Origin of the sequence: Acidisphaera sp. S103, assembly GCF_009765975.1 — a bacterium.
In the GTDB taxonomy this organism is placed as follows: domain Bacteria; phylum Pseudomonadota; class Alphaproteobacteria; order Acetobacterales; family Acetobacteraceae; genus Rhodopila.
In genome coordinates, this window is sequence record NZ_LMUJ01000083.1 from 62,099 (window position 1) to 74,511 (window position 12,413).

The following is a 12,413-nucleotide window of genomic DNA, read 5'->3' on the forward strand; positions in this document are numbered from 1 at the left end:
CATGTAGGTCATCACGAGGTGCAGCCCGAGCGGGTGGACAGCGCGGAACAGCACCTGGTTCCAGCCCTGGCCGCCTTTCCAATCAACCAGTGCATCCGGATCGGCGCCCGGCCCGTAAGTCACCCTGACGGCAGGGGGGACGAGTTGACGAACGGCGAAGCTGAGAGGGATCTGGTGGCCGAAGCCTTGTGCCAGCCTGAACCGGCGTTGCGGAGAAGGAGCAGGGCCAATCTCTGCTGCGTCGGCGTGTAGGGAGGCTTCGTTCGGCCCGGGCGCAGGGGCAGTGCCAGGAGCGCTCGCCGGGGCAGGAGCGGATGGCCGAGGGGCTGCCACTACGAAGTCCGCCCGGGCGGCGGGCGCGGCGAATGACACCAGAAGCAAAGCGGACACGAGATACCGGTGCATGTTGTCCTCCGTAGGCAGTCGGCAAAAATTATGGCTCGACTCTCGCAAACGGGGATTGCAGCAAGGCGCGGCAAAGCCGAATAATTGGTTTCGATTCGCATGGTCCTCGACCATGACACCAGAACTTGATTGATGAAGAGAGGATCGCGCCCGAATGGGAAAAACCCCTCATAGCGCGGAAACGGCGTCCGCAAGCACCGACCATGTCCTACTAACTGTTGCAACGCGTCTCAAAGATGCGCGGCAACGGCTTAAAATGACCCAAAAGCAGGTCGCCGAACTGGCGGGACTTCAGCAGTCGTATGTCTACGAAATTGAGACAGGTAAGACAAACATCACCCTTCGTACACTCGCCAAGCTGGCAGAAGTCCTGGAAATGGATATTCGCACCTTGCTGCCTGAAACGGGGCCTGGCCTGGCGTCTCCAGGTGACGGGACAAACATCTCTGCCGTCTTGGGCAAGACTATCTCGGTGTTGCAGGAGTGGGAGAAGCAGGATGCAGAGCGACGCTCGGCGTTGCTGAAGGAGTTGAAATCTGCCGTGGATCTGGGGAAACATATTGAACCGGCGTCCATGTCCGTGCAGGAATTAGCGGCAGCCAAGGATCCGCACTCCGAGGCCGACACCAGAGGGGCCAAACGAACGGGACGCTCGCCTTCCTCGCATTAAAACAGGTTTTTTGGTTGACAATAGGGTTATAGCAGATTTTCCTCCCGGAAGTTCCATCCGGGAGGGGTAGATGTCGGCTCGATCGGCAGCGGCCATAGCGGTCCAAGAGGTCCCGAAAGGCGGGACCGGCTTCTTGCTAGCGGTCGCCGCCGCCATCGTCTGCCAATTCGATTGTGTCCTAGCAGGAATGATCCGGACCGGTCTCGGTGTTGAGGCCACCTGCGCCTATCTCGGGCTGACCCGCGCCGTCCTGGATTATAATCTGGTCCGCCTCGATCTCCTCACGCCGCACAACCGGCCGCGGCGCAAAGGCGGGCGCCGCGCCTGGACAGATGACGAGTTGCGTTGCGCCATCTATTGGCGCTGTCTCGGGATCCATCCGGAATCGATCGGTCTCGCCTTCGGCAGGTCAGCACCGGCCGTTCGCTCCAAGTTGCACCGGCTCGGCGTGCCGGCGCCCGACCGCAAAAAGCTCCACAAGGTCGATGCGGCAGCGCTCGATCGCACGCTGCCAGATTTCGGGTTTCCCGTTCCGCCTGACGATCGGGACGATCCAGCCGTAACGACTCCTCCGGCCGATATTCGCCACAACCATCTCGCAATCGTTCCTGCCACGATCGACGACTCTTCGCCGGCAAGCGCAGCCACAGCAACGCCGGCGAGCGCGGCAACAGCGACAAGGCAGGGCACCCGCAAGCATCGGAACGTCGATGTGCCAGGCCAGCGCGACCTGACGCTGCCGAGCGTCACGCCGGTGGACGAACCCGAGCCAACAGCTTCTTCCGAAGTGATCACGGCCGAGGCCAAAGCGGATAAAACACCTGAAAAATCTGTTGCCATTTGCACAGCGAGCGACGATCGCGAGAAACCGCTTGTGTTAGGGTCCGCCGAACTCATCGAGCAATACAGGGTCGCCGGCAAGGTGCGTCATCCCGCCACCAATGAACCCTTTCTAAGGTGGCTGACCCTGCTTTATCTCGGCGGGCTGCATACCAAGGCAATCGCTGCCTATCTTGGCCTGACGCCACCCGCGGTGTACGGGATCATGTATCGCATGCAGATGCCACACGACATGAACCGCAGCCACTTCGGCTGGACGTGTGACCTGGAATGCGCAGTCGCCCAGATGGAGCAATGGACATTCGAGTTCTTCCGTTGCAGGGCCAACGCGGGCCTTTCAGAAGACATGCGGCCTTTGTTCTGGCGCCGGAAGGGTGACGGCGGCAATCGCAAGCGACGCTGCTTCCGATTGAAGAACAATGAACTCGATGACTATTCAAAGTACAAGGGCGGCCTGACGGTCGAGATCATGACGCGCGCCGAACTAGAGGCACAACGCCGGGTCTCGAACAGCGGCACCGATCATCTGCCCGTCCGTTTGCACGCACCCATGCAAGGTTCTCTGCCGATCCAGCAAGGAGCCGCCAATGAGCAATACGCGTCACGCGGTCACGCGCCGGCTGTCCGATCCGGACTTTCAAGGGACGCTCGTGAACAGATGCCTTGGACTTACGCTCGGAATGGGCGCACTGCTCGGCCTGTCACTCATCCGTGACGCGTATGTCTGGGCGCATCCCGTCAGGCCGCTGTTCTTTATTTCGGACGGCAAAGGATTCACCCGGCCGTTGACGCCGGTCGACAGCCCGATCGTCGATGATACCGAGTTGCTGCAATGGGCCGTCCAGGCGGCCATCGCGCCTTACAACGTCGATTACTGGAACTATGCAAAGGAACTCAACACGGCGAGCCGCAAGTTCACGTTACGCGGCTGGAACACGTTCGCCGGCAGCTATGTCAGCCAGGGCAATTTCGATGAGCTGAAGCGCGCACGCCTGTTGTGTCACGCACAAGCCCAGCGCGCGGCGCTGATCCACCAGACCAGCTTCGTGCAGGGCACCCTCGCCTACACGATCGAAGTTCCCATCGTGCAGACCTGCGAAAACGTCAATCAGACGTCCACCAACAATCTGCTGGTGACGGCCGTCGTCGTTCGCACCAACGCGGACGATCATCCCGACGGGCTGGCGATCGACCAGCTTGTTGCCAGCGATATTCACTGATCGGCGACGCCGTGAGGGTTTGTCGGTGCTGACATCTACCACTTTGCCACGACCCAGCTGACTGAGAAACGGGGAGGCCCTCTTGCGTATCGCGCCTTACGTCATGGCCTGCATGGCCTTGTTTGCCTGCCCGGCCGCCGGATGGAGTCAAACCTCGGATCAGCCGAACACGTCCGGCATCCCGGCGCCCGACGCGCCGCCACCTGCCGACACGCCGGCGGCGCGGGCGTCGCGCGATGCGATTCCGCTGACCCCGGGCATGATCGAGGACCTGGCGCGGCGATACCGCGCGCAGCAGCAAGCGATCGAGCAAGGCACGACCGAGCTGGCGGCGCCGATCAATCGCCAGGTCAACGTCGCCTTCGCGCCAGGCGCGGCGACCAGCATCATCAACACCGTCAAGGGCTATCCAACGGCGGTCAGCTTCTTCGACAGCACCGGGCAGCCCTGGCCGATCCAGTGGGACACCAACAGCAACCCGGCCGCGATTGCCGGCGGCTCAAACTGCAACGCGCCGACCAACACCGGCGGACCCTCGGTCGCCGCCATTGGCTTCTACGTCTGCACGCCTAGCAAGGGCAGCAACGTGCTGGAGATCACGCCGGTCTCACTCAGCCCGCGTGGCGGCCTCGTCGTATCCCTGGAAGGCGCGCCGAAACCCCTCACCTTCCTGCTGCTGTCCGGCGGCGGGCGGTTCGATTCCAGCCTGAGCATCCACGTCGCCGAGCGCGGGCCGCATGCCAAGGTCGAGATCATGACCCAGTCGGGCGCGCCGGATACCGGCGCGCCGTTCCTGACCGCGATGCTGAACGGCGTGCCGCCGGCCGATGCCGCGCCCCTCTCCGTCGAGGGGGTTTCGCCGGAAGGATTGCGGGCCTGGCGGCTGGGCAGAAACGTCTATCTGCGCACCCGCTATACCCTGCTGTCGCCCGAGTGGACGGCCTCCGAGGCGGAGGCGGGCACGACCGTCTACGCCATCCCGAACACGCCTGTCGTGCTGCTTTCCGTCGATGGCCGCACCGTGTCGGCCGAGCTGAAGGACTGATCGTCATGTCCGGTGCCGTTTCCGACGCTCTCGCTTTCCTCCGGCGTGCTCCGAAGCTTTCGTCCGGCGCGTTCTTCAACGCGTCGGGCCGGGCCGGGCCGCGACGCCTGGCGACAATTGTGCTCATCATCGTCGCCGTGCTGGCGCTTGTGATCTTCGTCGCACTCTCAGGCCGCAGCGTGCCGACCGTTTCACGCGATGCTCGGCTCAAGGCCATCGACCCGCTGCCCGGCGGTCTGCATAGCACGCCCGAGCAGGACGCCCTGTCGCTCTCGGTGACGGACGAGCAGGCCGCCCGCGCCAAGCAAAAAGGTGTCTCCTATACGCCGGCCATGGCGCCCAGTCAGCCAGCCGGACCGTTGCCGCCGCCGGTCCAATTGGCACCTTCGGCAGCGCCGGCGCCGGCGCCACAGATCCCAACGTTTGTCGGGCGTCCGGCGCGGCCGGCGCTTCGCGTGGTTGCCCCAATCGTGGCGGAGGGCTTCCCGCCGCCTGCGCGACCGGCAGCGCTCGACACCACACCCGAGCCTCAGCTGCGCCCGACGCCGGTCGCCGCGACTCAGGCCGAGACACAGGCGCAGCAGCAGGCCTACCAAAACCAGATCAACAACCTGTTCTCGCAATGGGGCGGGCATCTGCCCCGTACGGACATCGTGTTGCCGGCGACGCCGGCCAACGGCGATGACCCGGACGTCACAGGCTCCTCGTCCTCGCCGGGCGTCAACACCCGTGCGCGGGGCGCGGACTCAGTTGCCCCAGCAGCGAGCCGGGGCGACGATCCGGGCCGGATTCTCATGCCGGCGGGGCGCGGGGTCTATGCGCATCCCGTGCTGGCGCTCAATTCCGACGAGACCAGCCCCGCGGTGTTCCAGGCCGACAGCGGGCCGCTCGCCGGCGACCGCCTGATCGGCACGTTCTCCAAGCAGGCGAACCGGCTCATCATCCACATCAGCAGCATCATTCACCAGGGCGAGGAGATCGGCTGCGACGGCGTTGTCATTGCGCCCGACACGATGGAGGCGTCCGTCGCTTCCGAGGTGGACGAGCATTACATCGCCCGCTTTCTGCTGCCAGCGGCAGCAGCGTTCGTGAATGGTCTTGGCCAGGCGATCGAAACCACCAGCAACACAACGGCGGTGGTGAGCCCGCTCGGCGGCGCCACGACGACGACCCATCTCAACCTCCCGCAGCAGCTTGGCGTCGGCGCCGGAGCCGCCGCGGCGCAGCTCGGGACGATCATCAATCAGGAGGCGCCGAAAGGGCCGACGATCTCGCTCGAAGCAAATGTTTGGGTGGGCATCATGTTCCTCTCGAACGTCGTCGAGCATCGCAGTTGATCGCGCACAAAACGGCCCGCCGTTCGCACGCCATCGCGGCAGGGTGGTGACAGACGGTTCCAAGCCAGGAGGTTTCCATGGACACGCATATTGCCACTCATCCCGACCTCGATCCCGGTTCACCTGGCATGAGCGCCCGCCTACCCGGCGAAGCCGACGAAACGTCACCGGCGACCGGTGAGCCGGAGGCGGGCGGGCGCCTGCCGTCCTCGGGCCCGAAACCAGGCCGCCGGCGACGCGGAAAGCTGCTTGCCGGGGTCGCTCTCGCAGCCGTCATCATTGCTGGGGGCGCGTTCCTCGTATCGCCCCACAACAAGGTCTATTCGGTTCCGCACCCGCAGGCCTCAGTCAACAGCGCCGCACAGAACGCCGCGCGCTCCGCACAGGGCACGCTGCGTCCGATCCTGGCACCCTCGGCATCGCTGGCGAAAGTCTCGGTTCCGCCGACGCCACCTGCCACACGCGACACCTTCGCGCCGCGGCCGCGCGACCAGGAAGTTGCCGAATTGCTGTCCTTGCATCCGGGATCGACAGACCCGGTACATGCCGACCATGCTGGTGGTTCGAGCTCTGAGGGGCAGCCGGTCAAGCCGGCTGCCGTCCATGCAACGGCCGCGCCGGCTTCCACCGATGCAAGCGAGCCGGCCGGCTATGTTCCGCGGGAGCCAGGATCATTCACGGCGCCGCCGACGCCGGCTGTGGCATCCTCATCGCCAAAGCCTCCGGTTACGGCCGCTGTTGCGCCCGCGGGGGCCACTCCAAAGGACGCCACGGCCCTGATCATCGCCTCGCTTCCCCAAGCTCAGCTGGCAACCATAGACACGCCCGCTGTGCCCCCAACCGCGCCTGCGGCGGTCGCCGTGCCGCGGGCGACCGAACCGCCTGCGCCCAGCGCACCCGCGCCCGCCATCCCAGCGCCTTCAACTCCGCCGGCCATCCTGGCCGTGGCGACGCGTCTTCGCGCCAGTCCGATGTCCCCGCCCGAGCAGGTCCAGGTGCTCAACCTCGTAACCGAGATGGCCGCGATGCTGAAGGATCTGCGCAAGCAGCAAGCCCAGCTGCGTTCCGACCTCGTCAAGTCCTCGGCGGACGTCACGGCCCACCTCACCGACGACGAACGCCGTCTCGCGCTTGCCGAAGCGCGGAGCGCCGTCACCGCAGCCGCGGACACGACCGGCAAAGCGGCGGTGAACGCGCCTGCCGCGCCGGCCAGCGATCCGGTCGCCGGTTCGCTGGAGGCGATTCCGGTCGCTGCCACGCGGCCCATCGCGGTCGTGCCGTCGCCTCTCGTCCCATCCGCACCAAAGGTCTATCGAGTGCAGGCGGCCTCGCCGGGATTGGCGCTGCTGGCGCAGGTTGATCGCGGCGGCGGCGATGGTGCGCAGATGCAGGTGGTGGTCGGCGACACCGTGCCCGATTACGGCCGCGTCAAATCGATCGCACAAAAAGGCACGAACTGGGTTGTCACAACCGACCATGGCGCGATCCAGTAGCCACGCAGAGAGCTGAACCATGCAGGGACTGGTCAACTTCACGACGGCGATTGCAGACAGCATCGCGGTCGCCCTGCCCGCGCTCTGTTACCTCATGGCGTGTTTTTGCTTCTTGTTCGCCGGATGGACGTTCCGCGGTTGGGCCAATCATAACCATCATCACCATCATTTTCATAACCGGCCGTGGGTGCCGTTCATCTCGCTGATCCTGTCAGGCGTTTTCGCGACCTTCCCGCAGTTCCTGAACATGGCCAACGTCAGTGCGGGGACAAACCTCGTGACCTCGTTGACGAGTTATCAGGCCACCACGCCGGGGAACGCGAGCAATATCCTGGGCGCCACACCGCAGAACACCATCATCAACGTCGTTACTCTGTTCCAATACTTCTTCGAGGCGTTCGGGGCGGCGTGCGTCTGGTGGGCCATCGTGAGATGGCGTGCGATCGTCAATGGCCGTAACGAGGGCTCGCCCACGGCGTGCGCGGTGCAGTTCGCCTTCGGCGTGATGTGCATCAACATCCTGACTGTGGCCAACGGCGTCGTGGCATTCTTCACGACTGGCGGATAGACGTTGTGGGTAAGTCACGAGAAGCGATAGGGAGCCTTGTGAGGCTGAAAAGGCAATCGCAAAGTTAGGGCACCTTCCCGCCCGCCTCGGCGGTTCTACCGGACACTGCATGCGACGTGATCTGCCGGCGTCGACATTTATTCGGAACCCACAATACTTCTGGCCGACAATTCTACGCTCTGTTTGCACGCGTTTCGCCGAATCTACGTCGAGAGGGGCTGTTCCCTCTTAACCAGGAGTCGTTACGTGAACCTCTCTCTTCTCAACAAGCGTCTGCCCGCGGGTTTGGCCCGTCTGCACCATCGCACGGTTACTCGAAGCCGGGTCCTCGCGCTCTCCGCGGTCGGAGTGTCGGGTGTTCTCGGCTTCGCCGGACGGGCACTGGCCCAGGCGAGCTCCCCGGCGGGCGGCATCGGCGCGCAAATGAACCTGATGTCCGGCGAGGCGGTGAATGCCGGCGGCACGGCGTTTTCCATGGCCTGCTACATCGCCGCTACCGTCTGCTTCTTCTTCGGCGTCTGGGCCGCCTGGCAGTCCCGCCAGCCGCAGAACCGCGAGACGGGCTATGTCGGCCGCGCGCTGGCCGGCCTCGTCCTGTGCGGCCTGTTCGCCTCGGCCGGCGTCTGGATCAACAAGGCGTCGATCACCGCGTCCGGCGGCGCTGCCACGGTCACGGACAACCCGCAGATGATGCAGTTCGGCGCCGGCGGCTGACCATCCTGCCCCCTGCCGCTGGGTGTGCGGGTTGCGCCTGGCGGCAGCATCCTTTCCCAGTTCCGGAGAACGCCTTATGAGCGACGCCTCCACCGTCTCCATCGCTCCAGTCGCACCTGCGTCAAGCGGTCTCATTCGCATCATCGCACCCGGACTGCTCTCCGCGTCGGTGCTCTACGTCGCCGCGACCACACTATGTCTGCCCCGCATCCCGGACGCGAGCGCGGCGATCGACGTCTTCCTCGCCTCCATCCTTCCCGGGCTTCTGGTCATCATGCTGCTTTGGGCGGCTCGTCCGGCCGCGTATCCGCAGCGCCGCCGGCGCGCCCTTGTCGCCGTGGTACTCCTTGCCGCCGTCGCGGCCTCGACACTTCCCATGTTGTTCGTGGCGGCCTGACCATGGCTCTTCAGGCCATCACGCTGTCGATCGATCCCATATTTTCCTGTGACCTTGCCACACCGCCAGACAGCGATGCCGCTTGCGCGTTCTGCGGCGCTGCGGCGGGTCGATGGGCCGGGCACAGGTATTTGCCCGCCGGCTTCCAGAGTTCCGCGACAGCCTGCGCGCTCTGCCACCTGCCGCAGCACCTGGAACGCCCCCGCATCGACGAGGAGGCCGTCCTGGTCTGGCTTCCGGAGATCAGCCAGCCGGCGCTCAACGCCACCATGCGCGAGATCCATGTTGCCCTCCAGGCGCTCGGCGAGGACGTCCATGCTGATGCGGTGTTTCGCACGCGTCCGTTCGCTCTCTCCAACCTCTATTACGCGCGTGCCGTGCTTGCAGACCGACGCGGCGCGGCAGAGGCCCGCGCCGGCACCGCCTCCCCGCGCGAACTCGGCATGGCGCTGCTTGAACTCTCACCCGCCGCTTACCTGCGGCGCGGGGAGCTGCTGGACGGGCTGAGGTTGCTGCCGCTCGGGCAGTTCTTCGAGGGCGAGCTGGACATCTACCCGGAGATCGTCGGGTTCTGGCGCGAGCGCGCCAAGATTACCCCCACCCATCTGAACGGAGCCCGGTGATGTTCGCCTCCCTCGCCCGCTCGCTTGCCAGTCTGTCGCTGGCACTCAAGCAGCCACTGCAATCCTTTTGCGAACTGGAGACCGCGCACGGCGATGCGCTCGTCACCAAGGCCGGGCACTACGTGACCTGGCTGCGCGTCGACGGCATGCAGAAGATGGGCGAACGCAAGGACTTCGCGCGCATCACCGATGCAATGCGCCTCGACCTGTCCGGTGCGCTGGAAGCCCGCGGGCATGCGATCGTTGGTTGGTATATCTCGGACCCGGACGCCGCACTTGTCGAGTTGAACAACCTCAACATCAACGCGTGCCGCTCGGTCGCCCGCGAAGCGGGCCTCAACTTCGACGACATCCTCGATGAGCGTGCGCAGCTCTGGCCGACCTTGATGCGCTGGGAGGCTGCGTACTTCGTGCTCTGGACCCGCACATCCGTGCTCACCAAGGAGGAACGCAAGCAGCTCAAAGCCGAATACGCGGCCAATGCCGCACAAGCCGGCGTTCTGGGCGATACACAACGGTTCACCATGCGCAGTGAGATCATGGCGGCGCGGCATGACGCCTTTACCTCGCGTGTCCTCTCGGCGCTGCGGACACACGATGTTGCCGCCTCGATCTACACGCCGCATGAGGCGCTCAAGCTGGCGCGAGAGACGATGTATCGCGAGCTGTCCGGTTCGGACTGGCGCGCGATTCTGCCGGGCGACAAGGTGATGCCGCGCTGCCCCGAAGATGACGTCAAGACGCCGAGGGCGGAGTGCGTGCTGTGGCCGCCGTTGCGCGATCAGCTGTTCTACACCGATGCCGTCACCCAAGGCGGTCAGCGCGTCGTCATCGGCGACAACATCTACGGCTGCGTGGACATGAATATCGGGCCGGAAGATCCCCGTCCGTTCGTCGAATTGGCAGCGACACTCGGGCAGGACCGCATTCCCTGGCGCATGGCGGTGCTGATCGAAGGGGGCGGGCGCGCGTCCATGCAGATCAAGGACATCGGCGCGTCGTTCCTCGCCATGTTCCCGGGCAATTCCGATCTGCGTCGCGCCTTCGCCTTCCTGCGCGAACAGCGCGAGACCGAGAACCACATCAGCGCCAAGATGCGGGTGAGTTTTTCGACGTGGGCGCCGCTGGAAGAACCCGCAAAATTGCGCAGGCGCATGTCGTTACTGTCGCAGCGTATCGAGGGCTGGGGCAACGCGAAAGCAACGACAGTCGTGGGTGATCCGCTCGAGGGTGTCATGGGGACCGTGCCCGGCCTGGCGCTCGCATCAACCGCCAATCCCTCTCTCGCCCTGCTGGGCGACGCCCTGGTCATGCTGCCGTGGAACCTGACGGCTTCGCCCTGGGAGAGCGGCAGCGTGGTGTTCCGCCGCCCGGATGGCGGCATCTGGTGCTACGACCCCGCCGGCGGCCGGAAACGCCCGCTCGTTTGCGATATATTCGTGGCTCCGCCGGGCTCGGGCAAGTCGGTGCTGGCCAACACGATCAACATCGGCCTCTGCCTCAGTTCGGCCGGCATGGGGACGCAGGGTGCCAAGCTGCCGCTGATCGGCAAGGTCGATATCGGCCGCAGCGCCGAGGGCTTCGTGCAACTCGTGCAGGAGGCGCTCGGTCCGGATCGCCGCCAGGAAGCGATCTTCGTCTCGATGCAGTTCGCGCCCGGCTTTGAGTTCAACATCTTTGACTTGCAGGTGGGTCTCGAATACCCGCTGCCGCTGGAGCGCGCCTTCCTGCAGAACTTTCTTGCCTTGGCGACGACACCACCCAATCGCACAACACCGTTCGAGGGGTTGTCGCAGCTGATCGAGGCGGTGATCGACGAGGCCTACCGCATTTGCGCCTCCGACGAGGGCGGCAAGCACTATCGCCGCGGGGTCGAGCCGGACGTCGATCGCGCCATCGACTGCTACAAGATCGAGTTGCATGCGGAGCGGCCGTTCTGGCGCGACGTGGTTAATGCACTGTGCGACCTTCGCCAGTATCGTCTTGCCGAGATTGCCCAACGCCACGCCGTGCCGATCGTGCAGGACCTGATCAGCGCGGTCCGCACCGACCAGGTTCAAGACGGGTTCAAGGACTTGCGGGTGCAGGAGACCTCCGAATCCGCGCCACGGATCTTCGAGCGCTACATCGAGGACCTGATACGCCGCTTCCCGACGCTGAATGCGCCAACGCAGCTCGACTTCGGCCCCGCGCGCATCATCGTCATCGACCTGCAGTCAGTCGCCCCCAAAGGCTCGGCTTCGGCGCAGCGACAGACCGAGATGATGTATCTGCTGGCGCGGCATATCCTGGCCCGCAATTTCTTCCTGCACCCGGAATATCTGCCGTTCGTGCCGGAGCGGGTGTACGCGTACCACCAGAAGCGCTTCACCGAGGTCAAGGAGACCGTCAAGCGCCTGGACTACGACGAGTGGCACCGCACCGAAGGCAGCCCGCTGATCTGTGCGCAGGCCGAGCGCGATGTGCGCGAGGGCCGCAAGCACAACGTACAGATCGGTTTCGCCAGCCAGCTTTTGGCGGATTTCAGCGACGGCATCCTGGCGCAATCGACGGGACGGTTCGTGCTGCGTGCCGGCGATCAGCGCGAGGTCGATGACGTGGTCAAGCGGTTCGCCTTGTCGGATGCGAGTGCCAAGATCGTGCGCTATCGACTGACCGGCCCCAAAAAGACCGGCGCGCCGTTTCTGGCGCTGCTTTCGACGGATGGCGGGGCAGCCTATGAGCAATTGCTCATCAACAGCCTCGGCCCGGTGGAACTCTGGGCGCTCTCGACCACGCCGGGCGACACGACCTTGCGCAACCGGCTCTACGCGCGGGTCGGGTTCAGCGAGGGGCTTCGTCGCCTCTCGAAAGTCTTTCCGGCGGGATCGTCGATCGACGAGATCGAGCGGCGCACCAAGGCGCGGCTGCGGAAGGGCGATCTGCAGGCGCAGGTGGAATCGGGGGTCGTTGACGAGCTGGCGAATGAACTGATCGACGGCCACGGTCTCGGTCTAGTGCTGCGGCGCTTCGAGGAGCCGGAGAGCAAGCCGGCCGCTCGGCCGATGCCGATCGCGGCCGAGTGAGCCCGGCGTCATGAAAAGCGCCCGCCGTTTGCAAAA

12 protein-coding genes are annotated in these 12,413 nt (G+C 65.0%); 11 read left to right on the forward strand and 1 reads right to left on the reverse strand.

Annotated features, from left to right (window positions below; all coding sequences use genetic code 11):
• The coding region (locus GSQ89_RS38785; RefSeq protein ID WP_216856443.1) for a hypothetical protein at positions 1–405 on the reverse strand (405 nt) is incomplete at its 3' end.
• 154 nt (positions 406–559) lie between these two features.
• Here GSQ89_RS38785 and GSQ89_RS28000 point away from each other — a divergent pair.
• The 11 genes from GSQ89_RS28000 to GSQ89_RS28045 all read left to right on the forward strand — a co-directional run bounded on the left by GSQ89_RS28000 (position 560) and on the right by GSQ89_RS28045 (position 12,377).
• Positions 560–1,075, forward strand: a complete 516-nt coding sequence (locus GSQ89_RS28000) for a helix-turn-helix domain-containing protein (protein WP_158931418.1) — start codon at positions 560–562, stop codon at positions 1,073–1,075.
• 70 nt (positions 1,076–1,145) lie between these two features.
• Positions 1,146–2,630: a hypothetical protein gene (locus tag GSQ89_RS39450; RefSeq protein ID WP_254073401.1), complete on the forward strand. Its 1,485-nt coding sequence runs from the start codon at positions 1,146–1,148 to the stop codon at positions 2,628–2,630.
• A complete protein-coding gene (locus tag GSQ89_RS28005) occupies positions 2,596–3,135 on the forward strand; it encodes a DotI/IcmL/TraM family protein (RefSeq protein ID WP_254073402.1) in 540 nt (179 codons plus the stop codon). The genes GSQ89_RS39450 and GSQ89_RS28005 overlap by 35 nt, the downstream gene beginning before the upstream one ends.
• Before the next feature lie 112 nt (positions 3,136–3,247).
• Positions 3,248–4,180 (forward strand): DotH/IcmK family type IV secretion protein, encoded by a 933-nt coding sequence (locus GSQ89_RS28010; protein WP_216856444.1) that lies wholly within the window; start codon positions 3,248–3,250, stop codon positions 4,178–4,180.
• Positions 4,181–4,185: 5 nt separating this feature from the next.
• On the forward strand, positions 4,186–5,517 hold the full coding sequence (locus GSQ89_RS28015; protein WP_158931421.1) for a hypothetical protein: 1,332 nt from the start codon (positions 4,186–4,188) through the stop codon (positions 5,515–5,517).
• A 77-nt stretch (positions 5,518–5,594) separates the two neighbouring features.
• Positions 5,595–7,010 carry a hypothetical protein gene (locus GSQ89_RS38790; protein ID WP_216856445.1) on the forward strand — a complete coding sequence of 472 codons (1,416 nt, stop codon included), beginning with the start codon at positions 5,595–5,597 and terminating at the stop codon, positions 7,008–7,010.
• Between the two features lie 19 nt (positions 7,011–7,029).
• Positions 7,030–7,578 (forward strand): hypothetical protein, encoded by a 549-nt coding sequence (locus tag GSQ89_RS28025; protein WP_158931423.1) that lies wholly within the window; start codon positions 7,030–7,032, stop codon positions 7,576–7,578.
• Positions 7,579–7,824: 246 nt separating this feature from the next.
• Complete coding sequence (locus tag GSQ89_RS28030) at positions 7,825–8,292, forward strand: hypothetical protein (RefSeq protein ID WP_254073403.1); 468 nt, start codon at positions 7,825–7,827, stop codon at positions 8,290–8,292.
• A gap of 76 nt (positions 8,293–8,368) precedes the next feature.
• Entirely contained in the window at positions 8,369–8,689 is a 321-nt protein-coding gene (locus GSQ89_RS28035) for a hypothetical protein (protein ID WP_158931424.1), read from the forward strand.
• A 2-nt stretch (positions 8,690–8,691) separates the two neighbouring features.
• Positions 8,692–9,312, forward strand: coding sequence for a hypothetical protein (locus GSQ89_RS28040; RefSeq protein WP_158931425.1), 621 nt, complete (start codon positions 8,692–8,694; stop codon positions 9,310–9,312).
• Positions 9,312–12,377, forward strand: a complete 3,066-nt coding sequence (locus GSQ89_RS28045) for an ATP-binding protein (protein ID WP_174254940.1) — start codon at positions 9,312–9,314, stop codon at positions 12,375–12,377. Before GSQ89_RS28040 ends, GSQ89_RS28045 begins: the two co-directional genes overlap by 1 nt.
• Positions 12,378–12,413: the final 36 nt, after the last annotated feature.